Below are 14,711 nucleotides of genomic sequence, written 5' to 3'. Positions count from 1 at the left end.
CCGGCGTCGCTTCGGCCGCGACGGTGCGTCCCCGGTACCCTTGCGGCGTGACCCTTCGCCTGTTCGACACCGCCACGCGGGACGTGCGCGACTTCGTCCCCCTGACCCCGGGCGAGGTCGGCATCTACCTGTGCGGTGCCACCGTCCAGGCCGCCCCCCACATCGGGCACATGCGCTCGGCCGTCGCGTTCGACGTGCTCGTGCGCTGGCTCCGGCGCGGCGGCGCGCGGGTGACGCTCATCCGCAACGTCACCGACATCGACGACAAGATCCTCGCGAAGTCGGCCGACGCGGGCGAGCCCTGGTGGGCCTGGGCCGCGACGTACGAGCGCGCGTTCACCGCCGCGTACGACGCCCTGGGCGTGCTGCCCCCCACGTACGAGCCGCGCGCGACGGGCCACGTCCCGGACATGGTCCAGCTCATGCAGCGCCTCGTCGAGCGCGGCCACGCCTACACCACGGGCCCCGGCGACGTGTGGTTCGACGTGCGGTCCTGGCCCGAGTACGGCGCGCTCACCAACCAGCGCCTCGAGGACCTCAACCCCGTGCCCGACGACGTCCCCGCCGACGCCGAGGAGGCCGCCGCCAAGCGCGACCCGCGCGACTTCGCGCTGTGGAAGGCCCCGAAGCCGGGCGAGCCGGAGACCGCGTCGTGGGACACGCCGTTCGGGCGCGGCCGTCCGGGCTGGCACCTCGAGTGCTCCGCGATGGCGCGCCGCTACCTCGGCGACACGTTCGACCTCCACGGGGGCGGCCTCGACCTGCGGTTCCCCCACCACGAGAACGAGCAGGCCCAGTCGCGCGCCGCGGGCTACGGGTTCGCCCAGCACTGGCTGCACAGCGCGTGGGTCACGCAGGGCGGCGCCAAGATGAGCAAGTCGCTCGGCAACGGGCTGCTCGTGCGCGAGGTCCTCGCGACCACGAGCCCCGCCGTGCTGCGCTACGCGCTCGCGTCCGTGCAGTACCGCTCGATGCTCGAGTGGACCCCCGCCACGGTCGTCGAGGCCGAGGCGACGTGGGAGCGGCTGGCGGGCTTCGTCGAGCGGGCGACCGAGCGGGTGGGCGAGGTCGACGACGTGCGCGACGCCGAGCTCCCGACCGCCTTCACCGCGGCGATGGACGACGACCTCAACGTGCCGGCGGCGCTCGCCGTCGTGCACGAGCACCTGCGCGCGGGCAACGCGGCGCTCGCGGACCGGACGACGGCCGCGGACGCCGTCGCGCGCCACCACCTCGTGGCGGTGCGCGCGATGCTCGACGTGCTCGGGCTCGACCCGGGCGACGCGCAGTGGGCCGACCGCGGCGACTCGCGCTACGCGGCGGTGCTCGACGCCGTCGTCGGCGCGGAGCTCGCGGCGCGGGCCGAGGCGCGCGCGTCGCGGGACTTCGCGACGGCCGACGCGATCCGCGACCGGCTCGCCGCGGCAGGCGTCGCGGTCGAGGACTCGGCCGACGGCGCGCGCTGGACCCTCGCCTGACGCCCACCGGACGACGGCCGGGAGCCACCCGCCGGCGCACGAGACAGAGCTCCGGTAGCACGAGATAGAGCTCCGGTAACGCGAGGTAGAGCTCTGGTAGCGCGCGGGAGAACCCTGGTGACGACCACGGTTCCCCCTCGGCGGGGTGTCTGGGGGACACTGGACCCAGGAGCGAGACACGCACGCCGGGCGCCGAACCCGACGTGGACTGACCTGAACTGACCTGAACGACGACACGATCGGTGCACCATGGCTGGCAACTCACAACGACGCGGCGCGACCCGCAAGCCCGGAAGCAAGAAGGGCGCGACCGTCGGCTCGGGCGGGCAGCGGCGCAAGGGCCTCGAGGGCCGCGGGCCGACCCCGAAGGCCGAGGACCGCGTCTACCACGCGGCGCACAAGCGCAAGGTGGCCGACGAGAAGCGCGCGACCGGGCGCGGCGGCACGGCGCGCGGCACCGAGCGTGCCGGCACGTCGCGCGGCGGGGCCTCGCGCGGTGGCGGCCCCAAGGGCCGCGGGTCGGTCCAGGAGGTCGTCGCGGGTCGCAACTCGGTCCTGGAGGCGCTGCGCGCGCGCATCCCCGTCGAGGTGGTCTACCTCGCGTCGCGCCTCGACGCCGACGACCGCACGCGCGAGATCGTCGACATCGTCGCGGGCCGCGGCTACGACCTCCTCGAGGTGGGCAAGCCCGAGCTCGACCGTCTCACCGACGGGGCCGTGCACCAGGGCGTCGCGATCAAGGTCCCGCCGTACGAGTACGCGGACGTCGACGACCTGCTCGACGCCGCCGAGGAGTCGGGGCGGCCGCCGCTCGTCGTCGCGCTCGACGGCGTCACGGACCCGCGCAACCTCGGCGCGGTGCTCCGCTCCGCGGGCGCGTTCGGCGCGCACGGCGTCCTCGTGCCCGAGCGCCGCGCCGCGGGCGTCACCGCGTCCGCGTGGAAGGTCTCGGCGGGTGCCGCCGCGCGCGTCCCGGTCGCCCGGGCGACCAACCTCGTGCGCGCGCTCGGTGAGCTGAAGAAGGCGGGGTGCTTCGTCGTCGGGCTCGACGCGGGCGGCACCACGGCGATCGGCGACCTCGAGCTCGCGACCGAGCCGCTCGTCGTCGTCGCGGGGTCGGAGGGCAAGGGCCTGTCCCGCCTCGTGCGCGAGGCGTGCGACGTCGTCGCGTCCATCCCCATCGGGTCGGACACGGAGTCGCTCAACGCCGCCGTCGCGACGGGCATCTCGCTCTACGAGGTCGCGCGCCTGCGGCGCGAGGCCTGACGCCGGCGCGCCCGGCAGCACTCACCGTCACGCGTCGCCCCGCCGGTCCTCGGACGGCGGGGCGACGCGCGTCCGTCAGCCGTAGTACTCGGGGTCCTTCTCGCCCGGCGCGAGGCCGAGGATCGCCTTCTCGTCCGGGCGGTGGCGCAGGACGTTCTCCACGTACGAGTGCGTCGCCTCCGCCATCGGCACGTCGCGACCGGCGCGCTCCGAGATGAACCAGCGGTGGTCGAGGATCTCGTGGAAGAGCTGCGCCGGCTCGAGCTTGCGGCGCAGGTTCCGCGGCACGGCCTGGATCGTGGGCTCGAACACGCCGCTCAGCCAGTCGTGCGCGACGAACTCCTCGTCGTCGTTCTGCCGCTCGGCCGCCGCGCGGAACGAGTCCAGGTCGTTGAGCAGACGGCGGGCCTGGTTCTCCTGCACGTCGAGGCCGGTGAGGCGCAGCAGGCGTCGCGAGTGGTGCCCCGCGTCCACGACCTTCGGCTGGATCTGCACGGTCGTGCCGTCGATGTCGGTCGTGATCGCGAGCTCGTCGACGTCGAACCCGAGGTTGTTGAGGTGCTCGATGCGGGCCGCGACGCGCCACCGCTCGTTCGCGTCGAACGACTCGGACGTCGTCAGCGCCTCCCACAGCTCCTCGTAGCGCGCGACGAGCGCGTCGCCGATCGCGACCTCGTCCACGTCCTCGTCGAGCAGCTCGCCGGCGGCGAGGTCCATGAGCTCGCCGATGATGTTCGTGCGCGCGAGGTCGACGTCGTACGAGCGCTGGCCGGGGGAGAGCTCGCGGTGCAGGTCACCCGTCTCGGCGTCCACGAGGAAGGCGGCGAACGTCTCCGCGTCGCGCCGGAACAGCGTGTTCGACAGCGACACGTCGCCCCAGTAGAAGCCCACGAGGTGCAGGCGCACGAGGAGGACGGCGAGCGCGTCGATGAGGCGCGTGGCCGTGTCCGGCCGCAGCGACTGGCTGAACAGCGCGCGGTAGGGGAGCGAGAACTGGAGGTGCTCGGTGATGAGCACGGCCTCGAGCCGCTCGCCGTTCGCGTCCTGGCGTCCGGTGATGACGCCCACCGGGACGACGCTCGGCACCTCGAGCCGGCGGAGCTGCCGCAGCAGCTCGTACTCGCGGTACGCGACCGTCTCGCCGATCTCCTTGATCGCGATCACCCGCCCGGAGAGGCGGACGAACCGCACGATGTGCCGCGAGATGCCGCGGGGGAGGGCGGCGAGCGTCTCCGCCGGCCATTCCTCGAGCGGGACGTCCCAGGGCAGGTCGAGGAGCGCCGGGTCGGGGGCCGACGCGGTGATCTGCAGGTTGTGCACCGTCACGGGTCCATTGTCCATGGTCGTGGGGCCCGGGCGGGGCGGGCCCGACCCGTGAGGTCGGACCCGCCCCGCGACGAGGTGCCGCAGGTCAGGCGCAGGCGACCGCGTCGTGGTCGACCTCGACCGTCGACGTGACGTCCCCGCCGTCGACCGTCGCGGTGCCGGTGACGGTCACCGACCCGTTCTCGACGGAGGTGGAGCGCACCGCGAACGACTGGTACGCGTTCGCGCCCGGGGCGACGTCGGCGACCTCGCGGGTGCCGTACGGCGTCGCGAGCGTCACGTCGACGGGCTGGTCCTCGCCGTTCGTCGCCCGGACGGCGACGTACGCCTGGCCGGCGAGGCAGCGGGCCTGCACCTCGACGTCGAGGTCGAGCTGTCCGGCCGGTGCGCCGTAGACCTCGAGCTCGTAGAGGGAGAAGCCCCACTGCGTCGCGCGCTCGGTGAGGTAGAGCCGCACGTGCCGGCCCGTCCCGGTGATCTCCAGGTCGTCGAACCCGCCGTCACCGTCGGTGACGGTGCGGACCGTGGTCCAGGTCTCGCCGTCGGGGGACGTCTGGACCTCGTAGCCCGACCCGTACGCCGTCTCCCAGTCGACGACGACGCGGCTCAGGTCGTAGCTCGCGCCGAGGTCCACCGCGATCCACTCGGGCTCGCTCCACGCGCTGCTCCAGCGGGTCCCGGCGTTGCCGTCGACCGCCTTCTCGGGCTCGTGGCCGGCCTCGTCGATGCTGGAGGCCGTCACGGGCCGGCCCAGGGCGAGCGAGTCCTCGTCCTCCTCGCCGCCCCCGTCGTCGGACCGGAAGCAGCGCAGGTACTGGTAGGACTCCGCGGAGGTCTCGAACGACGGTGCCCAGTCCCACTCGTAGGTGAAGTACTCGACGTAGGGCTCGGCCGCGGCGATGATCGCCGGGAGGTCGAGCTCGCCGCGGCCGAGCGCGACCTGCCGCATGTCGCCCGGCGCGTCGACGTTCACGGCGTCCTTGATGTGGAGCAGCTCGATGCGGTCCCCGTGCTCCTCGATCCACGCCGGGACGTCGAGGCCCGCGTCGGCGGCCCAGCCGACGTCGAGCTCGAACGTGACGTAGCGCGGGTCGGTGTTCTCCTCGATGACCTCCCAGGCACTGACCGTCTCGCCCGTCTCCGGGTGGGTGTACCGCGTGGTGAACTCGCTCTGGTGGTTGTGCAGCACGATCTTGTTCGCGCCGTTCTCGTGCGCGTACTTCCCGAGCTCGTTCACGTACGCCGCGGTGGCGACCGCCTCGTCGTAGGTGCCGTAGCCGCCCGCCATGCCGCCGGTCCCGATGTAGTCCTGGCCCAGCGCGACGGCGTACGCGACCGTCTCGGGCCACGTGGCCCGGTCCGTGCTGCCGTGGCTCGACGACACCTGGAGGCCGTGCCGGTCGAGGATCGCCCGGTAGTCGTCGACGGGCATCGCGTAGGGCTGGTTGTACGGCTCGACGTTCGTGAACCCGGCCGCGGCCACCTCGCCGAGCACGCGGTCGAGCGTCTCGGGGGACGGCGTCCCCGAGCCGCCGAGCTCGCCCACGTGCGTGTAGAGCTGGATCGAGATCTTGGCGTCGGGGAGGCCGTCGTCCGCGTCGCACGTGACGGCGGCGGTGGTCGACGGACCCGAGGACGGCGCGGGCCCGACGGGCGCTGCGACGGCCGGCGCGGCGGCGAGCGCGGTCGCGACGAGCGCGCCGGTGGTCAGCGCCGCGCCGACGCGCCGGGCGCGCGGGGAGAGGGACGAGATCTGCATGAGGCTCCAATTGACAGCGTTGTCGATTTGGGTGACGAACAGACGACTTTTGGCGTCGTGTGTGCAAAAGCAGTCTTGAGGTCCCCCATGACCCTGTCAAGGGCACGGACCCGGCGGGTCGGCGAGAGAGCGTGCCTCGCCGTCGCGAGCCCGGAACGCCGCAGGGCGGGCCCTCCCGACCGGGAGGACCCGCCCTGCGGGGGTGGTGCGAGGTGTCAGCTGATGCGCTGACCCGAGGCGGCACCGAAGACGTGCGACTGACCCGGGCGGATCGTCACGTAGATGCGCTCGCCCTTGGCCGGGACGTTGCGCGGGTCGACGCGGACGATGACCTGGTTGTCGCCGGCGCCCGAGTGGACGTCGGCCTGCGAGGCCAGGTCACCCTTGAGCGTGCCGTAGACGAACGCGTCGGAGCCGAGCTCCTCGACGATGTTGACCTCGACCGGGAACGCGGCCTCGTTGGCCTGCGACACGACGTCGAGCGCCTCGGGACGGAAGCCGATCGTCACCTTGCCGTTGTCGGCCTCGGTGATCTTGGCGGCCGTCTCGCGCTCGAGCGCGATGCGCGCGGGGCCGACCTCGGCGACGCCGTTGTTGACCGCGAACGTGCCGATGTTCATCGCCGGCGAGCCGATGAAGCCCGCGACGAAGACGTTGGCCGGCGTGTCGTACATCTCGCGCGGCGTGCCGACCTGCTGGAGCAGGCCGTCCTTGAGGACCGCGATGCGGTCGCCCATGGTGAGGGCCTCGGTCTGGTCGTGCGTGACGTAGACCGTCGTGACACCGAGGCGGCGCTGGAGCGACGCGATCTGGGTGCGCGTCTGGACGCGGAGCTTGGCGTCGAGGTTCGACAGCGGCTCGTCCATGAGGAACACCTGCGGCTGACGGACGATCGCACGGCCCATCGCGACGCGCTGGCGCTGACCACCGGAGAGCGCCTTCGGCTTGCGGTCGAGGTACTCGGTGAGGTCGAGGATCTTCGCGGCCTCCTCGACGCGCTGGCGGATCTCCGCCTTCGGCGTGCCGGCGATCTTCAGCGCGAAGCCCATGTTGTCCGCGACGGACATGTGCGGGTACAGCGCGTAGTTCTGGAACACCATCGCGATGTCGCGGTCCTTCGGCTGGACGTCCGTGACGTCGCGGTCGCCGATGTAGATGTGTCCGCCGTTGACGTCCTCGAGGCCCGCGAGCATGCGGAGCGAGGTCGACTTGCCGCAGCCCGAGGGGCCGACGAGGACGAGGAACTCGCCGTCCTCGATGTGCAGGTTGAGCTGGTCCACGGCAGGACGCTCGGTCCCGGGGTAGACGCGGGTTGCGTGGTCGTAGGTGACCGTAGCCATGACTGGTACATCCCTCCACCGGCAGGTACGTGCCGGACGATCCGTTGTGCAGTGACGTGCCACGTCGACGTAGCTGTTCGCGATGGCGGACGAGCGTGTCTTCGACGACACAGAAGAAGTCGGACCCCCTCCGGAACGGGCAGGGGACCCGACGTCATCGTGACCCGATCCTACTCCCGGTCCTGAGTGCTTCGTCACAGCGTCGGTCACGATCCGGTAGCGGTTCGGTGCGGGCGGCAGGGTCCGCCGGGCGCGCGCCCGGCGGACCCCGCCTGGGGTCAGGCCTCCCGGCGCTCCAGGAGGTCGGCGAGGAGGTTGAGCACCGCGGCGAGCGCGTCGGCGTCGGGCACGCGCTGCTCGGCGAGCGTGTCGCCGTCGCCCACCTTGACGCCCAGGTCGCCCGGGCCGAGCACGGCGAACGCCGTCTCGTCGGTCGTGTCGTCGCCCGCGTAGAGCACGCGCGTGCGCGCGTCGGGGCACCCGGCGTCCTGCCCGACGACGTCCCGCAGCCGGTCCACCGCCTCGCCCTTCGACGTCTCGACGACCGCGACCTCGACGACGTCCTTCCCGTGCATCGCGTGCAGCCCGAGCCGCGCGGCCACCGCGTCGGCCAGGTGCTCGGCGGCCTGCGTGTCCGCCGCCGAGGCGAGCCGCGTGTGCAGGACGGCGGCGCTCGGCTTCTCCTGCACCCACGCGCCCTCCCGCCCCGCGACGGCCTCGGCCATGCCCGTGCGCAGGGCGGCGAGGTGGTCGGCCTGCTCCGGCGTGAGGTCGAGCGGGACGGCGTCGAGCCCGTCCTCGGTCACGTGCCCGGTCTCGGCGCCGTGGCTGCCCACGAGGTACGTGCCGACGGGCGGCTCGCTGCGCTCGGCGAGGTCCGCGAGGTTGCGGCCCGAGACGAGGGCGAGGCGCGTCGTCGTGCCGACGAGCGCGGCGGCCAGCCGGTCGACGGCGGCCCGGGCGGACGGCGCCATGCGCGCGGCGAGCGGGTCGTCGACGAGCGGCGAGAGCGTGCCGTCGAAGTCGAGCGCGACGAGCCGCGCGGCGGGTGGGCCGTCCGCGTCCGCCGCGAAGGCGCGCACGGCGTCGGCGACCGGCCCGGGCACGGGCGCGGGGTGGTGCGTCGCGGTCACGCGCCCTGCTCCGCGGGCTCGTCGGCGCCCTGGCGGGCGTCCTGCGGCGCACCCGGCTCGTCGTCCTCCGGGCGGCGGCGCGGCACGCGGGACGGCATCGCCGTGAGGACGCCGAGGAACGACTCCGACCACCGTGCGACGTCGTCGGTGAGGACCTTGCGACGCAGCCGGCGCATGCGCTTGCGCTGCTCGCGGTGGTCCATGTGCGCGGCCGCGACGATGATGTCCTTCATCCCGTCGATGTCGTGCGGGTTCACGAGGAGCGCGCCGGACGAGAGCTCGTCGGCGGCGCCCGTGAACTCGGAGAGCACGAGCACCCCGCGGTCGTCCGAGCGGGCCGCGACGTACTCCTTCGCGACGAGGTTCATGCCGTCGCGCAGCGCCGTGACGAGCATGACGTCGGCCGCGAGGTACAGCGCGGCCATCTCCTCGGGCGGGTAGGAGTGGTGCAGGTAGTGGATCGCGGCGTGCCCGATCTCTGCGTACTCGCCGTTGATCCGCCCGACCGCGCCCTCGACGTGCTCGCGCAGCTCCTGGTAGGCGTCGACGTTCTCGCGGCTCGGGCTCGCGACCTGGACGAGCGTGGCGTGCTCGACGTCGAGGCGGCCGTCCTGCAGCAGCTCGCCGTACGCCTTGATGCGGTGCCGGATGCCCTTGGTGTAGTCGAGGCGGTCGACGCCGAGCATCATGATGTCCGGGTCGCCGAGGTCCGCGCGGATCTCGCGCGAGCGCTGCTGGACCTCGGGCGTGCGGGCGAGCTCGTCGAACCGGCGCGAGTCGATCGAGATGGGGAACGCGGCGGCGCGGACGTGGCGGTCGCGCCCGTCCTCGCCCGGGACCGTGATGATCGGCCCGCGCGTCGTGTGGGCGCGCAGCCGTCGCACCGCGCGGATGAAGTTCGCGGCGTCGCCCGCGCGCTGGAAGCCCACGAGGTCCGCGCCCAGCAGGCCGTCGATCACCTGGCGGCGCCACGGCAGCTGCTGGAACAGCTCGAGCGGGGGGAACGGGATGTGGTTGAAGAACCCGATCCGCACGTCCGGGCGCTGGGCGCGGATCATCTGCGGCACGAGCTGGAGCTGGTAGTCGTGCACCCAGACGACGGCGCCCGGCGCCGCCTGCGCGACGGCGGCGTCGGCGAAGCGCTGGTTGACGCGGCGGTACGCGTCCCACCACGTGCGGTGGTACGTGGGCGGCGAGATGACGTCGTGGTAGAGCGGCCAGAGCGTGTCGTTCGAGAAGCCCTCGTAGTACCGCTCGATCTCGTCGGCCGAGAGCGTCACGGGCACGAGGCGCATCTCGTCGGCGTCGAACGGTTCGCTCGCCAGGTCGGGCGCGCCGGACCAGCCGACCCAGGCGCCGTCGGACGCCTGCATGACGGGCTCGAGCGCCGTGACCAGGCCTCCGGGCGACCGCTTCCACTCGATCTCACCGCCGGGGCCGACCGTGAAGTCCACGGGCAGCCGGTTGGCCACCACGACGAGATCGAATCCCTCTTTGCCTGTCAATGGACCTCTCCTTGAGCTTCGATGAATCGCGCCTGGGCGGCCCAGGGTAGTCCGCTCGTCGGGCGCATGGACGGGTCGTCCGGTGCCGGTTGCGTGCCGGACGCCGCCCCGGGCCGGGTCGCCCACCGGGCCCGTCGGGGCCGCACCCTCCAGCGCCGGCCCGTCCACTGCGGCTACCTTGTCACCATGGAGGAGCCCACGCAGCGCGTCGAGGCGCGGAACGTCGCCGGGGGGCCGTCGCGCGGACCCGCCCCCGGCAGCGAGGTCGGGGGCTACCACATCGGCGCGCGGCTCGGGTCCGGCGCCATGGGCACCGTCCACAGCGCGCACGACGGCGGCGGCAACCTCGTCGCGATCAAGCTCCTGCACGCGCACGTCGACCTCGACGCCGCCGCGCAGGGCCGCGAACGGCTGCGCCGCGAGGCCCGCGCCCTCCAGCGCCTGCGGCACCCCGCCGTCGCGCAGATCCTCGACGTCGAGCTCGACGGCCCGGACGCGTTCATCGTCACCGAGCTCGTCGACGGGCCCACGCTCGAGGACGAGATCGCCGAGGGCGGGCCGCTCGACGCCTGGGACCTCTACGAGCTCGCCGACCAGCTCGCCGCCGCGCTCGAGGCCGTGCACGCGGCCGGCGTCGTGCACCGCGACCTCAAGCCGAGCAACGTCATGGTGTCCTCGCGAGGCCCGGTGCTCATCGACTTCGGCATCGCCCAGGGGCTCGAGGACGCGCGCGTCACGTCCACGGGCCTCGTCATGGGCACCCCGGGGTACCTGGCGCCCGAGCTGCTCGAGGGCGCGGCCCCCAGCGTCGACACCGACTGGTGGGGCTGGGCGGCCCTGCTCGCCTACGCGGCCACCGGGCGGGCGCCGTTCGGCGTGCGCCCGACGGACGTCGTGCTCGCCCGTGCGCGCAGCGGACGCCCCGACCTCGCCGGCCTCGGGCCCGTCACCGCGCACGCGATCGGTCGGGCGCTGCACGCCGACCCGGCGCAGCGCCTCGGGCCGACGGAGGTCGTGGCCGCCCTGCGGCACGCGGCCGACACCGGCGACGCCGCGCCCGCGACCCAGGTGGTCGCGCCGCCCACCGGACCGACCCAGGTGGTGCCGCCCGTCGCCGTCGTGCCCGGCGGCACGGGGGCCCAGGCGTGGACCGGCGCGTCCGCGTGGACCGGCCAGGCCCAGGTCGTGCCGCCGCCCCTGCCCACGTCGCAGGCGCAGGTCAACGACGGCCGCACGATGGCCGTCCCCGTCGGGCACGACCTCATGGACGACCTCGGCGCCCCTCCCCTCGGCGAGGACGGCGAACCGCTCTACGTGCGCCCCGTGCCCGCGGCACGGCGCACCGCGCTGCTCCTGCTCGCCGTGCCGCTCGTGCTGCTCGGCGGGACGTACCCCGGCGTGGCGTTCGTCGTGCTGTCGGTGCTGGTCGTGCTCGCGCGCGTCGTCGGCGTGACGACCGAGTCGCTGCACGCGCGGCGCGAGCGGCGCGGCGTCTCGTCGCGGGACACGGTGCGCGCGGTCGCGGCGTCGCCGTGGTACGTCGTGCGTGCGCTCGTCGGCGCGCTCCCGTCCCTCCTGGTCGCGGCGTGCGCCGCGGTGCTCGTGGTCGTGGCCGGGTGGTGGTTGCTCGAGTCCGACCGCTGGGTCGTCGTCGAGGGTCCCGACGGCGGCAACGCGCCCGTCGTGACGACCGTGCTGCTGTGCCTCGCGGCGGTCGCGGCGGTGACCCTGGCCTGGGTCGGGCCCCTGACGCACCTCACGCGGTACGGGACGCGGACCGCGCTGGCGCGGCTCGCCCCCGGCCGCACGGGGACGCTCGTGCTCGCCGGCCTGGGTCTCGTGCTCACCGTCGTGTCCCTCGTGCTCCTCGGGGGCGACCCGGGCGTCACCTGGTGGCCGTTCCCCGGCCCGCCGTCGCTGCGCTGAGCCGGCACCGGCCCTTCCCAGCCCGCTGCCAGGCCGCGCGCGTAGGATGGGCGCCGTGCTCCGGACGACGGTGCCGCGCGCCCTGTCGCGCGGCGTGACGCGCACGTCCGTCGTGCCCGCAGCCGGCCGTCTGCTCGGCCCTGCGCTCCTGCTCCTCACCCTCCTCGCCGCCGTGGTGACGCACCTCGCCGACCGCGGGTACGCCGTCGTGCACCAGTGCGTGACGGTGCCGGGGGTGTGGGGAGCCGCCGGGATGCACCTCGCGCTCGTCCACGAGGTGCCGGACTGCCCGTCGGGCACCGCGCTCGGGGGCGACCCGGCCGCCATGGTCACCGTCGTGGGCGCGCTCGCGCTGCCCGTCGTCGTGGCCCACGCGGCGGCGGCTGCCGTCGCGTGGGGGCTCTCCGCGTGGGCGCGACGCGCGCACGAGCGCTCCCGCGCCGTCGTGACCGGGGCCGGGCGTGCGCTGCGCGCCGTGCTCCGGGGGGCGCTGCGCCCCGTGGGGTCGCTCGTCGGGGTCGCGCGCCGCGTCGTGCGCCCGGTGCCCGACGCCGTCCCCACCGCGCTGCACCACCTCGCCGACGCGGTGGTGCGCACCCGGCGCGGGCCTCCGCAGGTCGCGCTCGTCTGACGACGTCGTAGGACGCACGGCCCGCGCGACCCCGTCGGCGCGCACCCTGACACATCCCCAGCTCTCGGCCACTCCCTCGGAGGACGACCATGCCCAGCAACGAAACCCAGACCAAGGCCCAGCGCCGCGAGGCCGCGCGCGCGGAGGCGCTCGCGCTGCGCGAGGCGCAGGCCAAGCGCGACAAGCGCAACCGCCTCATCACGATCGGAGCGCTCGTCGCGGGCGTCCTCGTCCTCGTCGGCGTGTTCCTCGCCGTGTGGATCCCGGCCATGAACGACCGGAACAAGACGATCGACGCCGTCGCGGCGGGCAACCTCGCCGACGTCACGAGCCCCGCCACGAGCGACGCCGAGGACGGCGGCATCCCGATCGGTGCGGACGGCGCCGCCGGGACGCAGAACGAGGGCGCCGTCGAGGTCGGGGTCTACCTCGACTACATGTGCCCCATCTGCGGCCAGTTCGAGGAGACGAACGGCGCGACGCTCGACCAGCTCCGCGAGTCCGGTGACGTGACCGTCGTGCTGCACCCGATCTCGATCCTCGACCGCGTCGCGCAGTCGCAGCAGTTCTCGACGCGTTCCGCCGCCGCGGCGGCCTGGGTCGCCGACCGCGCGCCCGAGTCGATGAACGACTTCAACACCGCGATGTTCCAGAACCAGCCCCAGGAGGGCAGCGAGACCCTGACCGACGCCCAGATCGCCGACATCGCGGAGCAGGCGGGCGTGCCCGCCGACGTCGCCGCCGGCATCGAGGACGGGACGGCCGTCGAGACGTTCGGCGACTGGGTCGCGACGGCGTCGAGCCTGGTGAACCAGGACACGTCGCTGCACGGCGAGCGCGGGTTCGGCACGCCGACGATCACGATCAACGGCGAGCGGTGGGACGGCAACTGGAGCGACCCGAACGCGCTCCCGCAGGCCGTCACCGCCGCCCAGGGCTGACCGGCACGTCGTCGGTGTCCTGACCCGCGCCGCCCGCGCCGTGACCGGCGCGGGCCGCCGACCGGGGCGCGCCGGGCGAGCAGGTAGTCTGTTCGCTCGCCCGGCAGCCCCGGGAACGCCGCCTTAGCTCAGCCGGTAGAGCACTCGCCTTGTAAGCGAACGGTCGTCGGTTCGAATCCGACAGGCGGCTCCACCACGACGCCCCCGGCTCCACGGAGCCGGGGGCGTCGTCGTGCCGGTGCGCACCGCGGGGTCAGCAGTCGGTCGGCAGTCGCTGCCCGGATCGGTGGTGGCGCGAGCCGATCTCGGCAGGTGCTGCCGAGGTCGCCCGCGCTCAGCGGTCGGCGAGCGGGACGGGCAGGAGCTCGGGCGCCTTGGGGAGCCGCCCGTCGCCCGACGACGTCCCGCGCAGCCGCCGCTGCGCCCACGGCACGACGTGCGTGCGCACCCACTGCGCGTTCTGCCGCGCGCGGTCGAGAGCCGGCGCGGGCGGGAGGGGAGCCAGCGGGTCGTCCCACGCGGCGTCGTCGGGCGCCTGGCCGAGCGCGACGAGCGCCGCCTGCGCGACCCGCGCGTGCCCCGCGGGCGTCAGGTGGATGCGGTCCTCCGACCACACGCGCCAGTCCTGGAGCGCGCGCATGCCCCACAGGTCCAGCACGTACGCGCCCTGGCGGCGCGCGATCGACCAGATGTGGGCGTTGTACACGCCGACGCGCGGGCGCGTGAGGCCGACGAGCGGCGACTGCGAGGCGTCGAAGCCGGTCGCCATGAGCACGTCGATCCCCGCGCCGCGCAGGCGCGAGACCGCGTGCTCGAGGTTGCGCGCGAGGCGGTCGACGTCGGCGTTCGGCCGCAGGATGTCGTTGCCGCCGCCGATGACGCTCACGAGGTCCGGCCGGAGCTCGAGCGCCGCCGGCACCTGCTCCGTGAGGATCGAGCGCAGCTTGCGTCCGCGGATGGCGAGGTTCGCGTACCGCAGCGGCTCCTTGCCGGCGGCGACGCGCCGGGTCGCGAGGTGCTGGGCGAGGAGGTCGGCCCACCCGCGCTGGTGGTCCTCCTCGCCGGGGTACGGGTCCCACAGCCCCTCGGTGAACGAGTCGCCGATCGCGACGTAGCTCGTCCAGCGCGGAGCGGGGTCGTCGGGTCGGCGTGCGTCGGCGGTGTCACCGGCCAGGGGAGTGGTCGTCGGGTTCTGCGTCGTCACCCGCCCCATTGTGCTCCTGCGGGGCGGTGCGCCGTCGACCCGGCGATCCTGGCGGGTCGAGCAGGCGGTCCTGGCGCGTCACGCGGCGCGGACGAGCCAGGACCACCTGCTCGGCGGAGACGGGGGCGGGGGGCCGGGGGCGCCGCCGGGCGGACGGGCGCGGCCGTGCGGTGCGACGCGTCAGGCGACCTTGGCGCGGACG

At 74.3% G+C, this 14,711-nt stretch carries 11 protein-coding genes and 1 tRNA gene; 6 read left to right on the top strand and 6 right to left on the bottom strand.

Annotated elements, in window-relative coordinates:
* The first annotated feature begins 47 nt into the window (after positions 1-47).
* Together cysS and rlmB are read left to right on the top strand one after the other, a co-directional pair.
* On the top strand, positions 48-1,478 hold the full coding sequence (gene cysS, locus ACI769_RS18720; protein WP_034654010.1) for a cysteine--tRNA ligase: 1,431 nt from the start codon (positions 48-50) through the stop codon (positions 1,476-1,478).
* Between the two features lie 249 nt (positions 1,479-1,727).
* A complete protein-coding gene (gene rlmB / locus ACI769_RS18715) occupies positions 1,728-2,744 on the top strand; it encodes a 23S rRNA (guanosine(2251)-2'-O)-methyltransferase RlmB (RefSeq protein ID WP_409142093.1) in 1,017 nt (338 codons plus the stop codon).
* Between the two features lie 75 nt (positions 2,745-2,819).
* Here the strand turns inward: rlmB and ACI769_RS18710 are convergent, their stop codons facing one another.
* The 5 genes from ACI769_RS18710 to ACI769_RS18690 all read right to left on the bottom strand — a co-directional run bounded on the left by ACI769_RS18710 (position 2,820) and on the right by ACI769_RS18690 (position 9,777).
* Positions 2,820-4,085, bottom strand: coding sequence for a DUF4032 domain-containing protein (locus tag ACI769_RS18710; protein WP_171468326.1), 1,266 nt, complete (start codon positions 4,083-4,085; stop codon positions 2,820-2,822).
* 70 nt (positions 4,086-4,155) lie between these two features.
* Positions 4,156-5,829, bottom strand: a complete 1,674-nt coding sequence (locus ACI769_RS18705; RefSeq protein WP_409142092.1) for a discoidin domain-containing protein — start codon at positions 5,827-5,829, stop codon at positions 4,156-4,158.
* 215 nt (positions 5,830-6,044) lie between these two features.
* On the bottom strand, positions 6,045-7,169 hold the full coding sequence (locus tag ACI769_RS18700; protein WP_021483311.1) for an ABC transporter ATP-binding protein: 1,125 nt from the start codon (positions 7,167-7,169) through the stop codon (positions 6,045-6,047).
* A gap of 278 nt (positions 7,170-7,447) precedes the next feature.
* A complete protein-coding gene (gene otsB / locus ACI769_RS18695) occupies positions 7,448-8,302 on the bottom strand; it encodes a trehalose-phosphatase (RefSeq protein ID WP_409142091.1) in 855 nt (284 codons plus the stop codon).
* Entirely contained in the window at positions 8,299-9,777 is a 1,479-nt protein-coding gene (locus tag ACI769_RS18690; protein ID WP_232322710.1) for a trehalose-6-phosphate synthase, read from the bottom strand. The genes otsB and ACI769_RS18690 overlap by 4 nt, the downstream gene beginning before the upstream one ends.
* Positions 9,778-9,993: 216 nt before the next feature.
* Here ACI769_RS18690 and ACI769_RS18685 point away from each other — a divergent pair, with 216 nt between their 5' ends.
* The 4 genes from ACI769_RS18685 (at position 9,994) to ACI769_RS18670 (ending at position 13,498) form a co-directional block, all read left to right on the top strand.
* On the top strand, positions 9,994-11,733 hold the full coding sequence (locus ACI769_RS18685; RefSeq protein WP_043654197.1) for a serine/threonine-protein kinase: 1,740 nt from the start codon (positions 9,994-9,996) through the stop codon (positions 11,731-11,733).
* A 55-nt stretch (positions 11,734-11,788) separates the two neighbouring features.
* Positions 11,789-12,364, top strand: coding sequence for a hypothetical protein (locus ACI769_RS18680; protein ID WP_076406171.1), 576 nt, complete (start codon positions 11,789-11,791; stop codon positions 12,362-12,364).
* 89 nt (positions 12,365-12,453) lie between these two features.
* Entirely contained in the window at positions 12,454-13,305 is an 852-nt protein-coding gene (locus tag ACI769_RS18675) for a DsbA family protein (protein ID WP_076406173.1), read from the top strand.
* A 117-nt stretch (positions 13,306-13,422) separates the two neighbouring features.
* Positions 13,423-13,498, top strand: a tRNA-Thr gene (locus tag ACI769_RS18670).
* Between the two features lie 141 nt (positions 13,499-13,639).
* Here the strand turns inward: ACI769_RS18670 and ACI769_RS18665 are convergent.
* Complete coding sequence (locus ACI769_RS18665; protein WP_137281508.1) at positions 13,640-14,518, bottom strand: SGNH/GDSL hydrolase family protein; 879 nt, start codon at positions 14,516-14,518, stop codon at positions 13,640-13,642.
* Positions 14,519-14,711 lie beyond the last annotated feature (193 nt).

It is taken from the genome of Cellulosimicrobium sp. RS (assembly GCF_046159675.1).
Taxonomy (GTDB): Bacteria; Actinomycetota; Actinomycetes; order Actinomycetales; family Cellulomonadaceae; genus Cellulosimicrobium; species Cellulosimicrobium funkei.
Note: the sequence above shows the minus strand (reverse complement) of the source record. Positions and strands in the feature narration are given on the sequence as shown.